At 69.3% G+C, this 20,892-nt stretch carries 18 protein-coding genes; 7 read left to right on the plus strand and 11 right to left on the minus strand.

Annotation, left to right across the window (positions count from 1 at the left end):
* Positions 1 to 27 precede the first annotated feature (27 nt).
* Positions 28 to 729 carry a paraquat-inducible protein A gene (locus LRS14_RS00310; protein ID WP_257798164.1) on the minus strand — a complete coding sequence of 234 codons (702 nt, stop codon included), beginning with the start codon at positions 727 to 729 and terminating at the stop codon, positions 28 to 30.
* Positions 730 to 864: 135 nt separating this feature from the next.
* Here LRS14_RS00310 and LRS14_RS00315 point away from each other — a divergent pair, with 135 nt between their 5' ends.
* Positions 865 to 3,036, plus strand: coding sequence for an AsmA family protein (locus tag LRS14_RS00315; RefSeq protein WP_257798165.1), 2,172 nt, complete (start codon positions 865 to 867; stop codon positions 3,034 to 3,036).
* Entirely contained in the window at positions 3,033 to 3,602 is a 570-nt protein-coding gene (greB, locus tag LRS14_RS00320) for a transcription elongation factor GreB (RefSeq protein ID WP_257798167.1), read from the plus strand. Before LRS14_RS00315 ends, greB begins: the two co-directional genes overlap by 4 nt.
* On the opposite strand, the gene LRS14_RS00325 is transcribed toward greB, so the two are convergent.
* The 3 genes from LRS14_RS00325 to gmk all read right to left on the minus strand — a co-directional run bounded on the left by LRS14_RS00325 (position 3,599) and on the right by gmk (position 6,830).
* Positions 3,599 to 5,872, minus strand: a complete 2,274-nt coding sequence (locus LRS14_RS00325) for a bifunctional (p)ppGpp synthetase/guanosine-3',5'-bis(diphosphate) 3'-pyrophosphohydrolase (protein WP_257798168.1) — start codon at positions 5,870 to 5,872, stop codon at positions 3,599 to 3,601. The genes greB and LRS14_RS00325 overlap by 4 nt on opposite strands.
* 113 nt (positions 5,873 to 5,985) lie before the next feature.
* The gene (gene rpoZ / locus LRS14_RS00330) at positions 5,986 to 6,189 is read right to left on the minus strand and encodes a DNA-directed RNA polymerase subunit omega (RefSeq protein WP_046115469.1); all 204 of its coding nucleotides are present in this window, start codon (positions 6,187 to 6,189) and stop codon (positions 5,986 to 5,988) included.
* Positions 6,190 to 6,209: 20 nt separating this feature from the next.
* Positions 6,210 to 6,830, minus strand: a complete 621-nt coding sequence (gmk, locus tag LRS14_RS00335) for a guanylate kinase (protein ID WP_046115468.1) — start codon at positions 6,828 to 6,830, stop codon at positions 6,210 to 6,212.
* A 9-nt stretch (positions 6,831 to 6,839) separates the two neighbouring features.
* Here gmk and LRS14_RS00340 point away from each other — a divergent pair, with 9 nt between their 5' ends.
* Positions 6,840 to 7,844 carry a formylglycine-generating enzyme family protein gene (locus LRS14_RS00340; RefSeq protein WP_404977513.1) on the plus strand — a complete coding sequence of 335 codons (1,005 nt, stop codon included), beginning with the start codon at positions 6,840 to 6,842 and terminating at the stop codon, positions 7,842 to 7,844.
* Between the two features lie 174 nt (positions 7,845 to 8,018).
* Here the strand turns inward: LRS14_RS00340 and LRS14_RS00345 are convergent, their stop codons facing one another.
* From LRS14_RS00345 to LRS14_RS00375, 7 genes are all read right to left on the minus strand, one after another.
* Positions 8,019 to 8,789 (minus strand): ABC transporter permease, encoded by a 771-nt coding sequence (locus tag LRS14_RS00345; RefSeq protein ID WP_046115466.1) that lies wholly within the window; start codon positions 8,787 to 8,789, stop codon positions 8,019 to 8,021.
* A complete protein-coding gene (locus tag LRS14_RS00350) occupies positions 8,786 to 9,598 on the minus strand; it encodes an ABC transporter ATP-binding protein (RefSeq protein WP_046115465.1) in 813 nt (270 codons plus the stop codon). The genes LRS14_RS00345 and LRS14_RS00350 overlap by 4 nt, the downstream gene beginning before the upstream one ends.
* Before the next feature lie 10 nt (positions 9,599 to 9,608).
* The gene (locus tag LRS14_RS00355) at positions 9,609 to 10,673 is read right to left on the minus strand and encodes an ABC transporter substrate-binding protein (RefSeq protein ID WP_257798170.1); all 1,065 of its coding nucleotides are present in this window, start codon (positions 10,671 to 10,673) and stop codon (positions 9,609 to 9,611) included.
* A 164-nt stretch (positions 10,674 to 10,837) separates the two neighbouring features.
* Positions 10,838 to 12,061: an ArgE/DapE family deacylase gene (locus tag LRS14_RS00360; RefSeq protein ID WP_046115463.1), complete on the minus strand. Its 1,224-nt coding sequence runs from the start codon at positions 12,059 to 12,061 to the stop codon at positions 10,838 to 10,840.
* A complete protein-coding gene (gene uraD / locus LRS14_RS00365; protein WP_257798171.1) occupies positions 12,058 to 13,842 on the minus strand; it encodes a 2-oxo-4-hydroxy-4-carboxy-5-ureidoimidazoline decarboxylase in 1,785 nt (594 codons plus the stop codon). Before uraD ends, LRS14_RS00360 begins: the two co-directional genes overlap by 4 nt.
* Before the next feature lie 26 nt (positions 13,843 to 13,868).
* Positions 13,869 to 14,870 (minus strand): allantoinase PuuE, encoded by a 1,002-nt coding sequence (gene puuE / locus LRS14_RS00370; RefSeq protein ID WP_257798172.1) that lies wholly within the window; start codon positions 14,868 to 14,870, stop codon positions 13,869 to 13,871.
* Positions 14,871 to 14,894: 24 nt separating this feature from the next.
* A complete protein-coding gene (locus LRS14_RS00375; RefSeq protein ID WP_404977514.1) occupies positions 14,895 to 15,707 on the minus strand; it encodes a GntR family transcriptional regulator in 813 nt (270 codons plus the stop codon).
* Between the two features lie 101 nt (positions 15,708 to 15,808).
* Between LRS14_RS00375 and uraH the strand changes: the two genes are divergently transcribed.
* The 4 genes from uraH (at position 15,809) to LRS14_RS00395 (ending at position 20,888) form a co-directional block, all read left to right on the plus strand.
* Complete coding sequence (uraH, locus tag LRS14_RS00380) at positions 15,809 to 16,162, plus strand: hydroxyisourate hydrolase (RefSeq protein ID WP_046115460.1); 354 nt, start codon at positions 15,809 to 15,811, stop codon at positions 16,160 to 16,162.
* A gap of 128 nt (positions 16,163 to 16,290) precedes the next feature.
* Entirely contained in the window at positions 16,291 to 17,508 is a 1,218-nt protein-coding gene (locus LRS14_RS00385) for a urate hydroxylase PuuD (RefSeq protein ID WP_257798173.1), read from the plus strand.
* Between the two features lie 143 nt (positions 17,509 to 17,651).
* The gene (locus tag LRS14_RS00390; RefSeq protein WP_046115458.1) at positions 17,652 to 19,088 is read left to right on the plus strand and encodes a nucleobase:cation symporter-2 family protein; all 1,437 of its coding nucleotides are present in this window, start codon (positions 17,652 to 17,654) and stop codon (positions 19,086 to 19,088) included.
* A gap of 447 nt (positions 19,089 to 19,535) precedes the next feature.
* Entirely contained in the window at positions 19,536 to 20,888 is a 1,353-nt protein-coding gene (locus tag LRS14_RS00395; protein ID WP_257798174.1) for an 8-oxoguanine deaminase, read from the plus strand.
* Positions 20,889 to 20,892 lie beyond the last annotated feature (4 nt).

Raw genomic sequence — 20,892 nt, forward strand, 5'->3', positions numbered from 1 at the left:
GGGCCGGCGGAGGGCGGCGCCAGGGCCTCATCGCACCGGCACCTCGCGCGGGTCCAGCAGGGCCCACGCATCCACCGGCGACAGCAGGCGCAGCGCGGCCAGCCGCAGCGCCAGGAAGGCCATCAGCGCCACCAGGCCGGGGCCGACGATCAGCGTGGCCAGCTGCCCCAGCTTGACGAGCGCCACCGCCATGCCCAGCACCAGGATCTCGGTCATGTTCCAGTCGCGCATGCCCTGCCACAGGTGAAGCACCGGCGGCAGCCAGCGCGGCGGCGGGCCGGCCCGGCTGCCCGTGCGGGCGCGCCACCACAGCGCCGCGGCCACCAGCAGCATGGCGCCCATCTCGGTGGCCGGTGCCACCACGGTGGTGATGAACAGCGCCGTCGACAGCGCCAGCCGGCCCTGCTGCCACAGCACCAGGGAGGCGCCGCTGAGCGTGACCGAGCTCTCCAGCCCGCGCAGCGCCAGCGAGACCATCGGCTCGATGTGCGTGGCCACGATGCACACCCAGGCGGCCACCAGCAGCGCCACCACGCCCGACAGCCGCGCCGCGGATTCGGCGCTGCCGCCGTGGTGCAGCGTGTGCAGCGGCGAGCCGCAGCGCCAGCAGGTGGCGGGCTGGCCGGGCTGCATGCGGTTCAGCGCGTCGCACAGTTCGCAGCCGGCCAGCAGGCCGCCCGCGGCATCGCGCGGCGCATCGGTGGCGGCAGGCAGGGCAGGAGAGGACAAGGGACGCGCGACGGTGGTGAACCCGGACCGCGCATGATGCACGGGCCAGCGGCTGGGCAGTGTAGGTGCTGTCCGACGGTGCTTGTGGGCGCGGTACGACCGACCCGCCAGGCGCCGCTTCCCACAATCGGAAGCATGGCTGCCAGCACCCCGACTTCCTCTTCCGCACCGGCCGCAGATGCCGCGCGGGCCCGGCGCAAGCGCCATCCGGTGCTGCGCTGGATCGGCATCGTGCTGGCCGTGCTGCTGGCCTTCGTGCTGGTGTCGGAGCTCCTGGGCTGGCGCTACCTGCGCGGCCCCATCGAGCGTTATGCCAGCGACAGCCTGGGCGTGCCGGTGCGCGTGGGTGCACCCTTCCGGCTGCACCTGCTGCGCCCGCCGCAGGCCAGCGCCGGCAGCTTGTGGGTGGCGGCGGCGCCGGGCAGCCAGGCGCCCTTCCTGGTGGATGCGCAGTCGGTGCTGCTGCGTTGGCGCTGGGGCGACATCAATGCCTTCCGCAAGGGCGAGGCGCTGCGCATCGTCGCGCTGCAGGCCGACCGGCTGGAAGCCCATGTGCTGCGCACCAAGGACGGCCAGGCGAGCTGGCAGTTCAAGACCGACCCGAACGAGCCCAAGACCGAACGCGATCCGCCCAAGGTGGAGCGGGTGCGCCTGCGCGAGGCCGCCATCCATGTGGACGACGCGGTCAGCCAGGTGAAGGTGGAAGCGCACGCGCGCATGAACGAGAGCGCGCCGCGGGCCGGCCAGCCGGCGGCCTCGGCACCGGCCGGCGACGCCGCGGCGCAAGGCGACTTCGGCCTGGTGGCCGATGCGCAGGGCACCTACCGCGGCATGCCCATCAAGGTGGAAGCACGCTCGCCGCAGGTGCTGCCGCTGCTGGACGAGGACCAGCCCGCGCCGCTGCAGGTCAAGGTGGAGGCGCTGATCGGCCGCGCCCGCCTGGCCTATGACGGCGTGGTGCACGACCCGCTGGGCGCACGCGGCATCGAAGGCGAGGTGCGCCTGAGCGGCCCCTCGCTCGGGGCAGTGGGCGAGGCCCTGAACGTCACCCTGCCCACCACGCCGCCCTTCAACCTGCGCGGCACCCTGCGGCATACCGATCCGGTGTGGCATGTGGCGGTGGCCAGCGCCACCATCGGCAAGAGCGCGCTGCGTGGCGAATTCGCCTACGACCCGCAGCCCGGCACGCCCAAGCTCACCGGCACGCTGGCCGGCAGGCGGCTGGACCTGGCCGACCTGGCCCCCGCGGTCGGCGCCGACGGCAAGCCTTCCACGCCGCCGCCCAACACCCGCAACGGCGGACCGCGCGTGATCCCCGACCGCAGCTTCGACCTGCCTTCGCTGAAGGCGATGGATGCCGACGTGCGCGTGGCGCTGGACGAGCTGAACCTCAACACCAGCGCGGTGGAAACGCTGCGCCCGCTGGCCGGCCGCATCGTGCTGGACGGCGGCGTGCTGCGCATCACCGAGCTGCAGGCCACCACCGCCGGCGGCAGCGTCACGGGCTCCACCGGGCTGGACAGCAATGCCAAGCCGCCGCGCTGGGACACCGACCTGCGCCTGCGCGGCGTGGACCTGGCCGGCTGGCTCAAGGGCGCGCGCAAGGACACCTCCGACGTCAACGCCCGCAGCAGCGCCACCAAGCTCAAGCGGGAGCGCGAGGCCGCCCGCAGCGGCGACGAGCCCGTCACCGCCTACATCACCGGCGAGCTGCAGGCCGAGATCAAGCTGCGCGGCCAGGGCAACAGCACCGCGCAGCTGCTGAGCACGCTGGACGGCAGTGCCCGCGCCGTGGTGCGCAACGGCACGCTGTCGCACCTGATCGTGGAAGCGCTGGGCATCGACGTGGCGCAGGCGCTGGGCGTGTTCGTCAAGGGGGATGCCAGCCTGCCGCTGAACTGCGCGGTGGTGGCCATGGATGCGAAGCAGGGCGTGCTCACGCCGAGCGTGGCGGTGCTCGACACCCGCGACAGCACGGTGACCCTGAGCGGCACCATCGACCTGAAGAACGAGCTGCTGGACCTGCGCAGCGAGACCAAGCCCAAGGACTTCAGCTTCGCCACCCTGCGCTCGCCGCTGCTGCTGACCGGCAGCTTCTCCTCGCCCGACGTGGGCGTGGCGCCCGGCCCGATCGCCGCGCGGGTGGCCGCCGGCGCGGCGCTGGCCGCGGTGGCCGGCCCGCTGGCCGCACTGCTGCCGCTGCTGGACCCGGGCAGCGGCGACAAGGAGGACAACTGCCAGGCGCTGGTGCAGCAGTCCGACCCGGCCAAGGCCGCCCCCGCGAAGGCCGCAAAATCGCGGCCATGAACAAGGCGTTCACCAAAGAGACCGACCGCGAGGACGACGACGACGAGCTGGGCGGCCTGCCGCCCCTGCCCGCGGGCAGCAAGAACTACATGACGCCCGCCGGCTACCAGCGCCTGCGGGCAGAGCTGCTGGGCCTGATCGACGACGAGCGGCCGAAGATCGTGGAGATCGTCTCCTGGGCGGCCAAGAACGGCGACCGCTCGGAGAACGGCGACTACCTGTACGGGAAGAAGCGGCTGCGCGAGATCGATCGCCGCATCCGCTTCCTCACCAAGCGGCTGGACGTGGCCGAGGTGGCCGATCCCTCGGCCCACCACGGCAGCGACCAGGTGTTCTTCGGCGCCACCGTCACCTATGCCAACGCCAAGGGCGAGGAACGCACCATCACCATCAAGGGCATCGACGAGGTGGACAACCTGGCCGGCGAGGTGAGCTGGATCTCGCCCATCGCCCGCGCGCTGCTCAAGTCGCGCGAGGGCGACGAGGTCACGCTGATGACGCCCGGCGGGCTGGAGACGCTCGAGGTGGTGGCGGTGACCTACCCGGCCCCCGGCGGAGCAGGCTAGGGCTTGACCCGCGCGACCCGCAGCACGGCGGGCGCGCGCTTGAGCACGCGCAGCACGTCGGCCAGGTGCAGCCGGTCGCGCACCGACAGCGTCAGCCGCATCTCGGCGGTCTGGCCGTCCAGCTGGTCGTCCATGTCGATGTGGGTGATGTCGGCCTCGGCGCTGTTGACCGACTGCGCCACCCGCGCCAGCACGCCCTTGCCGTTTTCCAGCAGTAGGCTGACCACGGTGTCGAACGGCCGGCTCAGCTCCTCGGCCCAGCCCACGCGCAGGAAATGCTCGGGGTCGCGCTCGTGCAGCCGCTTGCCGATGCTGCATTCGGCGGTGTGCACCGTCAGGCCTTCGCCGCGGCCCAGGTAGCCGACGATGGCATCGCCCGGGATCGGCCTGCAGCAGGCCGCCAGCTGCACCGAGGCGCCTTCGGTGCCGTCGATCATCACCATGCCCTGGCTGGGCACGCTGTCGTCCACCGCGTAGCGGCCCATGGACAGCGTGACCGCATCGAGCCGCGCGCCGCGTTCCACCATGTTGTGCGCCAGGCGCTTGGCCACGATGTTGGCGATCTTCTTGCCCAGGCCGATGTCGGTCATCAGCTCGTCGCGGGTGCGGTTGCCGCTCCAGCGGGTGAGCTGCTGCCAGGTGGCGGTGGCGTTGGTATCGGAGGGATCGTAGGAGGGCATCAGCATGCCCTCGGCGCGCAGCGCCTGCGCCAGCAGCTTCTCGCCCAGGGCGCGCGATTCCTCGTGCTCCATGTTCTTCAGGTAGTGGCGGATCTTGCTGCGCGCACGGCCGGTGCGCACGAAGTTCAGCCAGGCCGGGTTGGGCCGCGCGCCGGGCGCCGTCACCACCTCCACCACGTCACCGCTCTTGAGCTCGGTGCGCAGGGCCACCGGCTCGCCGTTGACGCTGGCGGCCACGCAATGGTCGCCCACGTCGGAGTGGATGGCGTAGGCGAAGTCCACCGCGGTGGCGCCGCGCGGCAGCGCCAGGATCTTCGACTTGGGCGTGAAGACGTAGACCGCATCGGGGATGAGGTCGATCTTCACGTGCTCCAGGAACTCGGCCGAGTCGTTGTTCTCGTCCTGGATGTCGAGCAGCGACTTCAGCCACAGCGCGCCCAGGCGCTGCGCTTCCTCGGGCTGGTGCACGTCCTTGGTCTTGTACATCCAGTGCGCCGCGATGCCGCTCTCGGCCACCGCGTGCATCGGCTCGGTGCGGATCTGGAACTCCACCGCCGTGCCCAGCGGGCTCACCAGCGTGGTGTGCAGGCTCTGGTAGCCGTTGGCCTTGGGGATGGCGATGTAGTCCTTGAAGCGGCCCGGCACCGGCTTGTACAGCTGGTGCAGCACACCCAGCGACAGGTAGCAGTCGGAGAGCGTGGGCACCACGATGCGGAAGCCGAACAGGTCGCTCACCTGGGCGAACGACGTGTGCTTCTCGGTCATCTTGCGGTAGATCGAGTACACGGTCTTCTCGCGCCCGGAGACCTGCACCTTCACCTTGGCATGGGCGAAGGCCTTCTCCACCTCGCGCTGCACGCGGTCGACGATGTCGCGCCGGTAGCCGCGCGAGCGCTGCACCGCCTTCATCAGCGCCGCATGCCGCCACGGGTGCAGGAACTGGAACGACAGCTCCTGCAGTTCGCGGTAGGCGCGGTTCAGGCCCAGGCGGTGGGCGATGGGCGCGTAGATCTCCAGCGTCTCGCGGGCGATGCGTGCGCGCTTTTCGGGCGCCATGCCCGTCATCGTGCGCATGTTGTGCAGCCGGTCGGCCAGCTTGACCAGGATCACGCGCACGTCGCGCGCCATCGCCAGCAGCATCTTGCGGAAGCTTTCCGCCTGCGATTCCTCGCGGGTGCTGAAGTGGAGCTTGTCCAGCTTGGTCAGGCCGTCCACCAGGTCGGCGGTGGCGGCACCGAAGTGCTCGATCAGCTGCGGCTTGGTGACGCCGCAGTCTTCGATGGTGTCGTGCAGCAGCGCGGCCATGATGGCCTGCGCATCCAGCTTCCAGTCGGCCACCAGGCCGGCCACCGCGATCGGATGCGTGATGTACGGCTGCCCGGTGGCCCGGAACTGCCCGAGGTGGGCCTCGTCGGCAAACTTGTAGGCCTCGCGAATGACCTTGACGTCGGTCTTGGGCAGGTAGCCCAGCTTGTCCAGCAGGGCTGCGAACGAAGCGGCCTCCTGCGGTTCGGCCGTGCGTTGCGCAGCAGTGCGCGCGGCAACCAGCGCGCTTGGCAACAGTTCGGCGGCGAACGATCGAATCCCCATGGCACCGAATCTAGCAGGACTGTCGGCGCCGCCCGGCCGGCGGTGGCTTTATTCCAGGCCCACCAAAGAAAACGGGCGCCGAGGCGCCCGCTGTGCGTGGTGGCCGAGGCCGATTACACCGGCACCTTGCGCAGCATTTCGAGGCCGATCTCGCCGGCGGCGATCTCGCGCAGGGCGGTGACGCCCGGCTTGTTCTTGCTCTCGATGCGCGGGGTGTGGCCCTGGCTCAGCATGCGTGCCCGGTAGGTGGCGGCCAGCACCAGCTGGAAGCGGTTCGGGATCTTGTTCAGGCAGTCTTCGACGGTGATGCGGGCCATGGCGTAGTCCTGGTGTGTTGTCAGATCAGGTCCAGCGCGGCAAAGACCTGGGATTTGTTACGCCGCTGGGCGGCGTACTTGAGGCGCTGCGAATGAACGACCGTCTTCAGGTCGAAAAGCGCCGTCTCGAAGAGGGCATTGATTATAACGAAGTCGAAGTGGCGGGCCTGGGCCACCTCGGTGCGGGCATTGGCCATGCGCTGGGCGATCACCTCGGGCTGGTCTTCGCCGCGGCGCTGCAGCCGCTGTTGCAGTTCGTTCCAGCTCGGTGGCAGGATGAAGATCAGCACCGCGTGCACGAACAGCTGCTTGATCTGCAGGGCGCCCTGCCAGTCGATCTCCAGCACCACGTCCTCGCCGCGGTTCAGGCGGTCCTCGATCGCCGATCGAGACGTACCGTAGAGGTTGCCATGCACCAGCGCCCATTCGAAGAAGTCGCCGCGGTCGATCATGTCGCGGAAGGTGGCCTCGTCGGTGAACACGTATTCCCGGCCCTGCTGCTCCTGGCCGCGCGGCGCGCGGGTGGTGTGCGAGACCGATACCGCCAGGTGCGAATCGAGCTCGAGCAGCGCCTTCACGAGGCTGGATTTGCCGGCGCCACTGGGGGCGGCGACGACGAAGAGATTGCCAGGCGTTTCCATGGGCGCAGGATGGTAGCAGCGGCGTGTGTCCTCGCCGCCGGCGCGGTGGCGGGGCTGGGCGGCTGCGCCGGGCCGCTGCCCGCGGCGCCCAACAGCCTGGGCATGCAGTTCGTGCGCTTGCCGGCCGGTGAATTCCGCATGGGCAGCGACGAGCCGGCCGAGTCCCTGGCGCGCAGCTATCCGCAGCTGCCGGCCCGGCGCTTCGGCCTGCTGGACGACGAGGCGCCGGTGCATGTGGTGCGCATCACCCGGCCCTTCGAGATGGGACGCCACGAGGTGACGGTGGGCCAGTGGCGGCGTTTCCTGGCGCTGTCGGGCCATGTGCCGGAATCGGTGGCCGACGGCACCGGCGGCTATGGCTACAACGCGGCCTACGACCCGGCCGGCAGCGCGCGCGGCGATGCGTTCGAGGGCCGCTCGCCGCGCTACTCCTGGCGCGACCCCGGCTTTCCGCAGACCGAGGACGACCCGGTGGTCAACATCACCTGGGGCGATGCGATGGCGCTGGCACAGTGGCTCAGCCGCACCGAGCAGCGACGCTACCGCCTGCCCACCGAGGCCGAATGGGAATACGCCTGCCGCGCCGGCAGCCGCGGCCGCTATGGCACCGGCGACGACCCGGCCAACCTGCGGGGCGCGGCCAACCTGTTCGATGCCGACGCGCTGCCGCCATGGCGCGAGCGCTGGCCCGACTGGGTGCCGCAGGCGGCGCCCTGGCACGACGGCTTCGCCTTCACCGCGCCAGTGGGCCGCTTCGCGCCGAATGCCTTCGGCCTGCACGACATGCACGGCAACGTGTGGGAATGGACGGCCGACTGGTACGGCGAGCGTTACTACGCCGAGTCGCCGCGCGACGACCCCACCGGGCCGCCGGACGGCGAGGTGAAGGTGCGCCGCGGCGGCTCCTGGCACAGCTGGCCGTTCTATGCCCGCTGCAGCTACCGCAACTGGAACAGCGTGGCCACGCGCTACACGCTCGTGGGCATGCGCCTGGTGCGCGACGTGGCCGACTGACGGCCCGCGGGCTCAGAACCTGTGAATGAACCGGTCGCGACCGAGCGGCGCGACAGGGCGGCCTGGATGTAGGCGCAAAGCGCAGCCATAGCTCGGGCTATGGCGAGCATTTGCAACGACGAGCCGGGTCGTCAGGGCGCGTCGAGCGGGCGTGAGTGGTTCGTTCACAGGTTCTCAGTGATTCTGCGAGCCGCGGTGAGCCCAGGCGGTGGTGCGCTTCTCGATCACCGAAAACAGCTCGTACATGGCCATCGCCATCACGCCCACGGCCAGCAGGCCGGAAAACGCGAGACCCATCTGCATCGAGCTGCCGGCGCTGATGAGCAGGTAACCGATGCCTTCGTTGCTGGCCGTCATCTCGCTGACGGTGGTGCCCACGAAGGCCAGCGTGATCGCCACCTTGAGCGAGCCGTAGAAGTACGGCATGGAGCGCGGCAGGCCCACCTTCATCAGCACGTCCCAGCGCTTGGCGCCCAGCACCCGCAGCACGTCTTCCAGCTCGGGCTCCAGCGTGGCCAGCCCGGTCGCGATGTTCACCATGATCGGGAAGAACGAGATCAGGAAGGCGGTGAGGATGGCCGGGCCCACGCCGATGCCGAACCACACCACCAGGATGGGCACGAACGCCGCCTTGGGCAGCGCGTTGAAGCCGGTCATCAGCGGGTACATCGCGTCGTACGCCAGCTTGGAGCTGCCCATCAGGAAGCCCAGCAGCACCCCCACCACGATGGCGATGGCAAAGCCCACCACCGTCACCCAGAAGGTGTGCCAGGCGTGGCCGAGGATCACCGTGCGGTGCTCCCACGACTGCTCGGCGATGCGCAGCGGGCTGGGGAAGATGAACTCGCTGACGTTGAAGCCGCTGCACACGATCTGCCACACCAGCACCACCGCCACGGCCAGCAGCGTGGGCGCGGCGCGGTAGAGCAAGCGGTTCTTCTTCATTGCGCCACCTCCGCGCCGGTCTTGCGCATCGCGCCGATGTAGCCGCGCAGCTCATGCACGATGGCGGTGAACTCGGGCGAGTAGGTCACTTCGAGGTCGCGCGGGCGCGGCAGCTCGATCTCGCGCCGCACGACGAAGCGGCCGGGGCTCTTGCTCATCACGTACACCGTGTCGGCCAGGAACACGCTTTCGCGCAGGTCATGCGTCACCAGGATGACGTTGAACTTCTGCGCGGCCTGCAGGTCGCGCAGCGCGCACCACAGCTCCTCGCGCGTGAAGGCATCCAGCGCGCCGAAGGGCTCGTCGAGCAGCAGCATCTTGGGCTCGTGCACCAGGGCGCGGCAGATGGCCGCCCGCTGCTGCATGCCGCCGGAAAGTTGCCAGGGGAACTTGTCCTCGTAGCCGCCCAGGCCCACGCTCCTGAGCAGCGCACGCGCCTTCTCGGTGTACTCGGCCTTCTTGGCGCGGAAGCTGGAGCGATAGGGCTCCACGATCTCCAGCGGCAGCATCACGTTGGACAGCGTGGTGCGCCAGGGCAGCAGGCTGGGCGCCTGGAAGCTCATGCCGGTGATCTTCAGCGGGCCCTTGACCTCCTGACCGCCGATGATCACCGTGCCCTTGGTCGGCCGGCGCAGGCCGGTGGCCAGCTTCATGAAGGTGCTCTTGCCGCAGCCCGAAGGGCCGACGATGGCGATGAACTCGCCCTCGTTGACCTTCAGGTTGATGTCCTCGACGGCGTACTGCCCGGCGGCTTCCAACTCCTCGTTGTAGGCCAGCCAGACCTCGTGAAAATCCACGAAAGCGGTCATGTCGGCGGCCTTACTTCTTGCCCGCTGCGAAGATGTTGCGGTCGGCCGCCGCGGGCAGGTAGTCGCCATTCCACACGGCGGTGGCGTTGACGCGCTGCTTGGTGGCGAAGGCGTCGGACACCTGGCTGGCCATCAGCGTCAGGCGGGCGGGGTCGATGGCGCCGAAGCCTTCGGCGCGCGCATCGGCGGTCAGCACCGTCTGCTCCAGCGCCAGCTTCAGGCGGCGGGTTTCCAGGTCGGCGTTGATGATGCCGTCGCGCTCCTTCACGGTGGCGATGGCGGCCTTGGGGTCGGCGATCACGTCCTTCACGCCCTTGGTGAAGGCGCGCAGGAAGGCCTTCACCTGCTCCGGGTTCTTCTTCAGGAATTCCTCGCTGGCGATGACCACGTTGCCGTACAGCTTCACGCCGTACTGCGGATAGGGCAGCACCACCACGTCCTCGGTCTTCACGCCGCGGGCTTCCAGGTTCAGCAGCGAGGTGAAGGAAAAGCCGGTGATGGCATCGATGTCGCCGCGCACCAGCATGGTTTCGCGCAGGGGCGGGTCCATGGCCGTCCAGGTGACGTTGGCCACCTTGTTGGCCTGGGCGAAGATGGGCCAGGCCCGGCGGCCGGCGTCGAACACCGGAGCGCCCAGCTTCTTGCCGCTGAGGTCTGCGGGGGTCTTGATGCCGCTCTTTTTGAGCGCCAGCACCGCGGCCGGCGTGTTGTTGTAGACCATCATCACCGCCACCGGCTTGTTGGGTGCGGTGGGGTTGTTGGCGTGGAACTCCATCAGCGCGGCCAGGTCGGCGAAGCCCATGTCGTAGGTGCCCGAGGCCACGCGCGTGACGGTGCCGCCCGAGCCGTTGCCGGCGTCGATGGCGACGTTGAGCTTCTCGGCCTTGAAGTAGCCCTTGGCGGCCGGCACCAGGAACAGCGCGGCCGGGCCTTCGAAGCGCCAGTCGAGCTGGAACTTGATGCTGGTTTCCTGCGCGCGGGCCGGGCCCATGGCCATCAACGCGACGGTGGCGGCGGTGGCGCTGAGCAGCAGGCGGCGGCGGGCGCGGGCGAACACGGGAACGACGAAGGACATGGGAAGGAACTCCAAAAAGCGGCTTGCGGGTTGTATACAAGCCGTTTGCAAGTTCCATGCACGCCGCAGCCGGGCGCAGGATGCACCAAAACAATGCGGCGCACCATGCGGGGACTACCTGCCCGCCGCTGGTGCGCCGCGTGTGTTTCCCTGGGGAGGGCGGATCAGCCCAGCAGGTCGAACAGGGTGCGGGCCACCACCTTGGTGGCCTTGCGCAGGTCCTCCAGCACCAGGTGCTCGTCGGCCCGCTTGGCATTGCTCTCCAAAACGGTGCGTGGGCCGGCGCCGTAGATCACGGCGGGGATGCCCCGCTCCACATACAGCCGCACGTCGGTGTACAGCGGGGTGCCGGAAGTGGGGATCTCCTGCCCGAACACCTCGCGCCCGTGTCTCTGGATGGCCTCCACCAGCGGCTGGTTGCCGGGCAGCGGCTTCATCGAGTTGGCCAGCAGCAGCCGCTTGATGTCCACCGTGATGCCGGGCTGGCCCGCCGCGGCCTCGGCGATCACGCGGCGCACCTCGGCTTCCACTTCCACCGGGTTCTCTTCCGGGATCATGCGGCGGTCGAGCTTGAGCACCACCTTGCCCGGCACCACGTTGGTGTTGGTGCCGCCCTCGATGCGGCCGACGTTCAGGTACGGATGGGTGATGCCCTCCACCTTGGACGTCACTTGCCTATACAACTGGTTCTGGGCATACAGCGCGTTCAGGATGGCGACGGCACCCTGCAGCGCATCGACGCCGGTGTCGGGGATGGCCGCATGCGCCATCTTGCCGTGCACCGTCACCTCCATCTGCAGGCAGCCGTTGTGCGCCGTCACCACCTGGTAGCTGAAGCCGGCGGCGATCAGCAGGTCGGGCTTCGTCAGGCCCTGCTGCAGCAGCCAGCCGGGGCCCAGCTCGCCGCCGAATTCCTCGTCGTAGGTGAAATGCAGCTCCACGCCGCCCTTCAGCGGCGCGCCCAGCGATTCCAGCGCACGCACCGCGAAGATGTAGCTGGCGAAGTCGCTCTTGCTCACCGCCGCGGCACGGCCGTACAGCTTGCCGTCCACCACCTCGGCGCCATAGGGCGGGTGGGTCCAGCCTTCACCCGGCGGCACCACGTCGCCGTGGGCATTCAGCGCGATGGTGCGGCCCTCGCCGTACTTGCGGCGCACGATCAGGTTGGTGATCGATTCCAGGCCGTAGTCCTTCACCGCCTCGGCCGGCACGGCATGTTTCTCGGGTGCCCAGCCGAGGCCTTCCAGCAGCGCGGCGGTGCGCTCGGCATGTGGCGCGTTGTTGCCGGGCGGGGTGTCGGTGGGCACCTGCACCAGGGCCTGCAGCGTCTTCACTTCCTCGTCGAAGTGGGCGTCGATCCAGGCGTCGAGTCGTTGGTAGGCGTTCATGCTTGGAGTTCCGTCGCAAGATGGTCGAGCAGGCGCTGGAAGGCCTGCACGCAGAGTTCGGTGTCGTCGTTGGTGATGCTTTCCAGCGGGTTGTGGCTGATGCCGGCATTCAAGCCGCGCAGGAACAGCATGGCCTGCGGCATCACCTCGTGCAGCTTCATCGCGTCATGCCCGGCGCCGCTGGGCATGCGGAAGATCGGCAGCGCCAGCGACTCCACCGCACGCTCCCAGCGCTGCTGCCAGCCGGCATCGCTGGGCGCCGCGGCGGCGCGCATCGTTTCCTCGGCCTTGAACGAGACACCGCGGCGCTCGCAGATGGCCGTGATCTCGGCCAGCACGTCGGCTGCGCATTCGTCGCGCACCTCGTCGGTGGTGGCGCGGATGTCCAGGCTGAACTGGCAACGGCCCGGCACCACGTTGATCGAGCCGGCCGGCACCTGCAGCATGCCCGCGGTGCCCACCAGGTCGGCCACGCTGGACGCGCGCTTTTCCAGGTACAGGATGACCTCGGCCGCGGCCGCGGCGGCATCGCGCCGGCGGTTCATCGGCGTGGTGCCGGCATGGCTGGCCATGCCGGTGATCTCGCACAGCAAGCGCACGCTGCCGTTGATGGAAGTCACGATGCCCAGCGGCAGGCCCAGCTCGTTGAGCACCGGGCCCTGCTCGATGTGCACTTCCACGAAGCCGAGGTAGCGCGCGGGGTCGCGCCGCAGCGCCGGGATGTTCGCCGGGTCCAGCCCGGCCTGGGCCATCGCCTCGCGCATCGTCACGCCGTCGGCGTCCGCCTGGTCCAGCCAGCGGTGGTCGAACTGGCCGATGACGGCGCCGGAGCCGAGGAAGGTGGCCTTGTAGCGCTGGCCTTCTTCCTCCGCAAAGCCGATCACCTCGAAGCCGTAGGGCAGTCGGCGGCCGGCGCGGTGCAGCTCCCGCACGCAGGCCATCGGCACCAGGATGCCCAGGCGGCCGTCGTACTTGCCGCCGTTGCGCACGGTGTCGTAGTGGCTGCCGGTCAGCAGCCGGCGGGCCGACGGATCGGCGCCGTGGTACACGCCCACCACGTTGCCCACCGCATCGATCTGCACCTCGTCGAAGCCGCATTCCAGCATCCACGACTGCAGCTGCCGCGCACAGGCCAGGTGGGCGTCGGTCAGGTAGGTGACGGTGAGCTGGCCCTGCTCGGCATACCCCGGGTCGCTGTGCACGGCCAGCGCCTCGGCCCAGTCCCACACCTGGTTGCCCAGCGTGGGCTCGGCGCCGAACTTGTCGTTCAGGCGGATCTCGGCGATGCGGTGGATGTTGCGCAGCGCCTCGGCCAGCTCGTAGTCGGCGGGGTGGCCCAGCCGGCGCTCGAAGGTGGCGATGATCTCGCTGCGGTGCAGGCCCAGGCCGCGCGGGCCGCGCACCGCCATCACGAACGGGAAGCCGAAGCGTTGGTTGTAGGCCGCATTCAGCTGCTGGATCCTGTCGAACTCGGCCGGCGTGCAATCGGTCAGGCCGGCCTTGCCCTGCTCGTTGGTGGATTCGGCGGTCAGCGTCTTGCTGACCATGGCCTTGCCGGCCAGCTCGGGGTGGGCGCGCACCAGGGCCAGCTGCTGGTCCTGCGTGGCGTCGGTCACCACCTGGGCCAGCGCGAGCTTGAGCTGCGCGAGGCTGGCGAAGCCGCCAGCCGGCTTGCGCTCGAAGGCGGCTTCGGCGATCCAGGGGGAGTGTTCGTACACGCCGTCGAGCAGCGCCACGAATTCGGCCTGCGAGGCCTCGTTGAGGGTGAACAAACTGAGCATCGGTACTTCCTTCAAGGGCAGGGCGCTCAGCGCCAGGCGTGGGCGGTGGCCGGGTCGAACGGGTGCACCTGCTTCCAGTGGCGCGCGATGTCGATGCGGCGGGTGATCCACACCTGCTCGCGGCTGGTCACGTGGTCGAGGAAGCGCTGCAGCGCCGCAATGCGACCGGGCTTGCCCAGCAGCCGGCAGTGCATGCCGATGCTCATCATCTTCGGCCGGTCCAGGCCCTGCGGATCGCCCTCGGCATACAGCGCATCGAAGGTGTCGCGCAGGTAGGTGAAGAAGGCGTCGCCGGTGTTGAAGCCGTTGGCCTGCACGCAGCGCATGTCGTTGGTGTCCAGCGAATACGGCACCACCAGCATCGGCGCCTGGCCGCCGTCGGTCTTCTCCACGTTCAGCCAGAAGGGCAGGTCGTCGCCGTAGTAGTCGCTGTCGTATTCATAGCCGCCGTGGTCCACCACCAGGCGGCGGGTGTTGGGGCTGTCGCGGCCGGTGTACCAGCCCACCGGCCACTGGCCGCCGGTCATCTCGCGCACCACCTGCGTGCCCAGCGCAATGTGGCGGGCCTCGGTCTCGGCCGGCAGGTTCTGGTAGTGGATCCAGCGCAAGCCGTGGTTGGCGATCTCGTAGCCGGCCTGCACGAAGTGCTGCGCCAGCTCGGGGTAGCGCTTCATGGCCATGCCCACGCCGAAGATGGTCAGCGGCAGGCCGCGGCTTTCGAACTCGCGCAGCACCCGCCACACGCCGGCACGCGAGCCGTATTCGTACATTGACTCCATCGTCATGTGCCGGTTCTCGAAGGCCGACGCCGTGACCATTTCCGATAGGAAGGTCTCGGTGGACGGGTCACCGTGCAGCGGATTGTTCTCGCCGCCCTCCTCGTAGTTCAGCACGAAGGACACGGCAATGCGTGCACCGCCCGGCCAGCGGGCATGGGGCACGTCGCGGCCATAGCCCTTCATGTCGCGGGCATAGCCGGCGTAGGTGGATTCGCCGGCGCGGGGATCGTTGGTGTCAGGTGTACTCATGGCACTGCGGGTCAGAGGGTGGGGTCAGGGGCGCAGCGGTGCTGCGTGCGGGCGCAGCACGGCCTGCAGGTCGGACATGCGGGGATGCAACCGCAGGTTGCGCTCCACGTTGCCCAGGTGGGCTTCGGTCAGGCGCACGGCGGCGCGGGCGTCGCGCCGCTCCAGCGCATCGACGATGGCGACGTGTTCCTCGCGCGAGTGTTCGGCCGAGTGCGACGACTGGTACATCAGCGAGATGAGTGAGCTGCGCGACAGCAGGTCGGCCAGCAGCTGGGCCAGCACCTCGTTGCCCAGCATGCGCGCCAGCACCAGGTGGAAGTCGCTCAGCAGCCAGGTGCGGCCGGGCACGTCGGTGCGCTCGATGGCGTCCTGCTCCGCCTGCAGGTGGGCGCGCAGCTCGGCGATCTGCACCGGGGTGATGCGTGCGCACAGCTGCCTGATCATCGCGCCTTCGATCAGCTTGCGGGCCTCGAACACCTGGCGCGCCTCTTCCACGCTGGGCTGGGCCACGAAGGCGCCGCGGGCCGGCTCCAGCGTCACCAGCCGGTCCCGGCTGAGCTGGTTGAGTGCCTGCCGCACCAGCGTGCGCGAGACATTGAACACGTCGGCAATCTGCTGTTCCACCAGCTTGGTGCCGGGCTGCAGCCGCCGCTCGACGATGGCCGCGGTGATGGCATCGACGATGCGCCGGGTGCTGCTGGTCTCGGCGCCATCGGCAGCGGCCGCGGGCGGGCGCGTTTCCTGCACGGCATCGGCCATGGGCACACGGGCGGTGCGCGGCTTGCGCGGCGCCGGTGCGGCCTGGGGCGTTGCGGTGGTGGAGGCAGGACGTGGCATGGCGGTCAGGGGAATCCAGTACTTGAACTGCACGCCAAAGTGTATACAGTTGAGCACACACTTCAAGCGATGAATAACCCGAACCCTGGAAGAAGCAGTCGATGGGCAAGCTGACCACGCACGTACTCGATACCGCCAGCGGCGGCCCGGCCGCCGGCATGGCCGTCACCCTGTATCGGCTGGACGACGGCCTGCCGCTGCAGCTCAAGCGCGTGGTGCTCAACCACGATGGTCGCGCCGATGCACCGCTGCTGGCGGACGACGAATTCGAGACTGGCCGCTACCGGCTGGTGTTCGAGGTGGCCTCGTACTTCGAGGCCATGGGCAGCACGCTGCCCGAGCCGCCCTTCCTGGACCAGGTGCCGCTGGACTTCGGCATCGCCGATGCCGGTGCGCACTACCACGTGCCGCTGCTGGTCAGCCCCTGGAGCTACAGCACCTACCGGGGCAGCTGAAACGCGGCAGCGTCCACTCACACATTCCATCGTCGCAGTGGGCCGGCATCACGCCGAGGCCGCGACAGCACTGAACACGGCTCGCAGCGCCCGCGGTGGCGAGCTTCGGAGACGAGGAGACTCCGGCGATGGAAGCGTATTTGTTCGACTGGCTCAACCTGCTGCTGCGATGGCTGCATGTGATCACCGCGATCGCATGGATCGGCGCCTCGTTCTACTTCGTGATGCTGGACAACAGCCTCACGCCGCCTGAAGACGAAGACCTGCTGGCGCGCGGCGTCAACGGTGAGCTGTGGGCGGTGCACGGCGGCGGCTTCTACAACTCGCAGAAGTACTTCGTCGGCCCGAAGAAGATGCCCAAGGGCAACCTGCACTGGTCGTACTGGGAGTCCTACTCCACCTGGCTGTCGGGCTTCGCGCTGTTCACGGTGATGTACCTGTGGCAGGCGCAGACCTTCCTCGTCGACCCGCGGGTGTTCGAATGGTCGCAGGGCGGCGCCATTGCCGCGGCGCTGGGCTTCCTGGTGGCCGGCTGGATCGTCTACGACCTGATCTGCCGCGTGTTCGGCCGCAACAAGGACGGCAGCATCGGCGGCGACCTGCGGGTGGGCGTGCTCATCTTCATCTACGTGTGCGCGGCCACCTGGCTGGCCTGCCACCTGTTCGCCGGGCGCGCCGCGTTCCTGCTGATGGGCGCGATGCTGGGCACCATCATGAGTGCCAACGTGTTCTTCTGGATCATCCCCGGCCAGCGCAAGGTGGTGGCCGACCTGAAGGCCGGCCGCCAACCCGACCCGATCCACGGCCAGCGCGGCAAGCAGCGCAGCGTGCACAACACCTACTTCACGCTGCCGGTGCTGATCGCGATGATCAGCAACCACTACGGCATGCTGTACCTGCACGAGCACAACTGGATCGTTCTTATCGGCATGATGCTGGTGGGCGCGCTGGTGCGGCAGTTCTTCGTGCTGCGCCACCGCCACAAGGAGCGCTGGGAACTGGTGATCGTGGCCATCGGCCTGCTGGTCGGCCTGGTGTTCTTCGTCGCACCCGAGCGCAGCCCGCTGCCGCCGCCCGGCACTGCACAGCCCGGCACGCCGCCGCTTCAGGGCTTTGCCCGCGTGGAGCAGATCGTGACGCAGCGCTGCGCCATGTGCCACAACGCGGCACTGGCCAGCAAGGGCGTGGCGCTGCACACGGCCGACCTGATCGTGCAGCACGCGGCGCAGATCCACCAACAGGCGGTAGTCAGCAAGCAGATGCCGCTGAACAACGCCACGGGCATCACGGCCGAGGAGCGCGAGCTGCTGGGCAAGTGGTTCGACGCCGGCGCAAAACGCGACTGATGGTGCCCCCAAGCTCGCTGCCGCTCGCTACCCCCCGAGGGGGCGCCCAGTTCCTTCGGGCGGCCGGGCGGGACTGAGTCACCCGTTTTCCACGGGCGGTGCTTTGCCGGCCCGCCTCTCCCTCCGTCATTGAGGAGTACGCGATGAGCGAATCCACACTGGTCCACCCGGTGGACGAGAAGCCGCCCCTGCCGCGCCTGGCCGCGCTGGGCCTGCAGCATGTGCTGGTGATGTATGCGGGCGCCATCGCGGTGCCGTTGATCGTCGGCCGGGCCTTGAAGCTCTCGCCCGACCAGGTGGCGCTGCTGATCTCGGCGGACCTGTTCTGCTGCGGCATCGCCACGCTCATCCAGAGCTGGGGCGTCACGCAGTGGTTCGGCATCCGGCTGCCGGTGATGATGGGCGTGACCTTCGCGGCCGTGGGGCCGATGGTGGCGATGGCCGATTCGACGCCGGGCACCGAGGGTGCACGCGCCATCTTCGGCGCCATCATCGCGGCGGGCGTGATCGGCATCTTCATCGCGCCGCTGGCCAGCCGCATGCTGCGCTTTTTTCCGCCGGTGGTCACCGGCACCATCATCGCGGTGATCGGCATCAGCCTGATGCGGGTGGGCATCGGCTGGGCGATGGGCGGGCCCGCCTTCCTGGCCAAGGTGCCCGACCCGGCCTTCGCTGCCGCGGGCGGCACCGGGCCGGCGCCGATGATCGCCAACCCCAACTACGCGGCGCTCGACAACATGGCCATCGCGTTCTTCGTGCTGGCGGTCATCCTGCTCATCGCCAAATACACCCGGGGCTTCGTGCAGAACATCTCGGTGCTGCTGGGCATCGTGGCGGGCGGCGTGGTGGCCACCGCGCTGGGCAAGATGCACTTCGACAAGGTGGCCGGCGCGCATTGGTTCGACGTGGTGCTGCCCTTCAGCTTCGGCATGCCCACCTTCGACCCGGTGCTGATCGCCACCATGGTGCTGGTGATGATCGTGACCTTCATCGAAAGCACCGGCATGTTCCTGGCGCTGGGCGACCTGACCGGCCGCAAGGTGACGCCGCAGGGCCTGACGGCCGGGCTGCGGGTGGACGGCCTGGGGACGGTGATCGGCGGGGTGTTCAACACCTTCCCTTACACCAGCTTCTCGCAGAACGTGGGCCTGGTGGGCGTGACAGGCGTGCGCAGCCGCTTCGTGTGCGTGGCCGGCGGCATCATCCTGATCGTGCTGGGGCTGATCCCGAAGATGGCCGCGCTGGTCGAATCGCTGCCGCAGTTCGTGCTCGGTGGTGCGGGGCTGGTGATGTTCGGCATGGTGGCCGCGACCGGCATCCGCATCCTGGCCGCGGTGGACTACAAGACCAACCGCAGCAACCTGTACATCGTGGCCGTGTCGATCAGCCTGGGCATGGTGCCGCTGGTGGCCCCGGCCTGGACCCAGCACATGCCGCACGGCCTGCATCCGCTGCTGGAGTCGGGCATCCTGCTGGCCACCTTGAGCGCGGTGCTGCTGAACCTGTTCTTCAACGGGGCGGGGTCGGCGGGTGTGGAGGAGGCGCGGGAGGCGGCGTTGGCGGCGGATGGCGGGCATTGATCTTTGGCGTGGCTGGTTGAGGCCTTAGGTGCTGTTCTTGTTCGGCCGCCACGCGGGGGCGGTGCCCGGCGGGGCTCATGCTGGGGTGGTCGGCCGCTGCGCGGCCGACTTCGCTGCGGTGCTCGCGCCGAGGTCGCGCGGCCCAACTCGCTACGTTCACTGCGTTCACTGCGCTCGGACAACGTCCGCGAGTCAGTTCACGAAGCGCGCTGCGCGCGCCGACCTCGGCGCTGCGCTCCTCGCCACCCCACAAATCGCCCCACCGGGCACCGCCCCCGCGCGGCTCTTCGGGCGGGTGCGGGGAGGTGCCTCGCTCCGGCACCGGCCTCGGTCAAAGCGGCGCCTTGCCCCGGCAGCCTGGCGGCGCGCCTCCACTTGCAAACCGTGGCGTCGATGCACGGCACCTGCGCAAACCGCCCACAACAAGCAAGGAACGGAAGACAACCCATGACCCCCACGCTCCTCATCAAGAACGCCCGCCTCATCGCCACCATGGACGACGCAAGGCGCGAAATCCCTGACGGCGCCATCTTCAGCAGGGACGGCGTCATCGAAGCCGTCGGCCCGAGCCATGAGCTGCCGCAACAGGCCGACCAGGTCATCGACGCCACCGACCAGATCGTCATCCCCGGCCTGGTGAACACGCACCACCACATGTACCAGAGCCTCACCCGCGTGATCGGCCCCGCGCAGGATGCGGAGCTGTTCGGCTGGCTGCAGGAGCTGTATCCCATCTGGGCGGGCCTCACGCCCGACATGGTGCGCACCTCCACACTGACCGCGATGGCCGAGCTGCTGCTGTCGGGCTGCACCACCTCCAGCGACCACCTGTACATCTACCCCAACGGCGTCAACCTCGAGCACAGCATCGAGGCCGCGCAGCAGATCGGCATGCGCTTTCATGCGGCGCGGGGCTCTATGAGCGTGGGCCAGAGCCAGGGCGGGCTGCCGCCCGACAGCGTGGTGGAGGCCGAGCCCGCGATCCTGAAGGAGACGCAGCGGCTGATCGAGCGCTGGCACGATCCGGCGCGGCATTCGATGCTGCGCATCGTGGTGGCACCGTGTTCGCCCTTCAGCGTCAGCCGCGGGCTGATGCGTGATTCGGCGCTGCTGGCGCGGCAGTACGGCGTGAGCCTGCACACCCATCTGGCCGAGAACGACAACGACGTCAGCTACTCGCGCGAGAAGTTCGGCATGACGCCCGCCGAATATGCCGAAGACCTGGGCTGGACCGGCCCCGACGTCTGGCATGCCCACTGCGTCAAGCTCGACGAACCCGGCCTGCAGCTGTTCGCCCGCACCCGCACCGGCGTGGCCCACTGCCCGTGCTCCAACATGCGGCTGGGCTCGGGCATCGCCCCGGTGCGGCGCATGCGCGACGTGGGTGTGCCGGTGGGCCTGGGCGTGGACGGCTCGGCCTCCAACGACGGCGCGCACCTGCTGGGCGAGACCCGCATGGCGATGCTGCTCCAGCGCGTGACCGGCGCGGCGATGACCGCACGCGAGGCGCTGGAGATCGCCACCCGTGGCGGCGCGCAGGTGCTGGGCCGCGACGACATCGGCGCCTTGGCGCCGGGCATGTCGGCCGACTTCGTGAGCTTCGACCTGAACCACGTCGGCCTGGCCGGCGGGCAGGGCGATCCGCTGGCCGCGCTGGTGTTCTGCGGCGCCCCGCAGGTCACGCACAGCGTGGTCGGCGGCCGCCACATCGTGCGCGACGGCCAGCTCACGACGGTGGAGCTGCCGCGGGTGGTCGAGCAGCACAACCGTTTCGCAAAGCTGCTGGCCGCGCAAGCCTGACGCC

This window comes from Aquincola sp. J276 (genome assembly GCF_024700035.1).
Classification (GTDB): Bacteria; Pseudomonadota; Gammaproteobacteria; order Burkholderiales; family Burkholderiaceae_C; genus Aquincola; species Aquincola tertiaricarbonis.

Bases quoted from the DNA above. Each gene is read 5' to 3' on its own strand.
- LRS14_RS00315 (WP_257798165.1), top strand. From the start codon at position 865: ATGGCTGCCAGCACCCCGACTTCCTCTTCCGCACCGGCCGCAGATGCC.
- greB (WP_257798167.1), top strand. From the start codon at position 3,033: ATGAACAAGGCGTTCACCAAAGAGACCGACCGCGAGGACGACGACGAC.
- LRS14_RS00325 (WP_257798168.1), bottom strand. From the start codon at position 5,872: ATGGGGATTCGATCGTTCGCCGCCGAACTGTTGCCAAGCGCGCTGGTT.
- rpoZ (WP_046115469.1), bottom strand. From the start codon at position 6,189: ATGGCCCGCATCACCGTCGAAGACTGCCTGAACAAGATCCCGAACCGC.
- gmk (WP_046115468.1), bottom strand. From the start codon at position 6,830: ATGGAAACGCCTGGCAATCTCTTCGTCGTCGCCGCCCCCAGTGGCGCC.
- LRS14_RS00340 (WP_404977513.1), top strand. From the start codon at position 6,840: ATGGTAGCAGCGGCGTGTGTCCTCGCCGCCGGCGCGGTGGCGGGGCTG.
- LRS14_RS00345 (WP_046115466.1), bottom strand. From the start codon at position 8,789: ATGAAGAAGAACCGCTTGCTCTACCGCGCCGCGCCCACGCTGCTGGCC.
- LRS14_RS00350 (WP_046115465.1), bottom strand. From the start codon at position 9,598: ATGACCGCTTTCGTGGATTTTCACGAGGTCTGGCTGGCCTACAACGAG.
- LRS14_RS00355 (WP_257798170.1), bottom strand. From the start codon at position 10,673: ATGTCCTTCGTCGTTCCCGTGTTCGCCCGCGCCCGCCGCCGCCTGCTG.
- LRS14_RS00360 (WP_046115463.1), bottom strand. From the start codon at position 12,061: ATGAACGCCTACCAACGACTCGACGCCTGGATCGACGCCCACTTCGAC.
- uraD (WP_257798171.1), bottom strand. From the start codon at position 13,842: ATGCTCAGTTTGTTCACCCTCAACGAGGCCTCGCAGGCCGAATTCGTG.
- puuE (WP_257798172.1), bottom strand. From the start codon at position 14,870: ATGAGTACACCTGACACCAACGATCCCCGCGCCGGCGAATCCACCTAC.
- LRS14_RS00375 (WP_404977514.1), bottom strand. From the start codon at position 15,707: ATGCCACGTCCTGCCTCCACCACCGCAACGCCCCAGGCCGCACCGGCG.
- uraH (WP_046115460.1), top strand. From the start codon at position 15,809: ATGGGCAAGCTGACCACGCACGTACTCGATACCGCCAGCGGCGGCCCG.
- LRS14_RS00385 (WP_257798173.1), top strand. From the start codon at position 16,291: ATGGAAGCGTATTTGTTCGACTGGCTCAACCTGCTGCTGCGATGGCTG.
- LRS14_RS00390 (WP_046115458.1), top strand. From the start codon at position 17,652: ATGAGCGAATCCACACTGGTCCACCCGGTGGACGAGAAGCCGCCCCTG.
- LRS14_RS00395 (WP_257798174.1), top strand. From the start codon at position 19,536: ATGACCCCCACGCTCCTCATCAAGAACGCCCGCCTCATCGCCACCATG.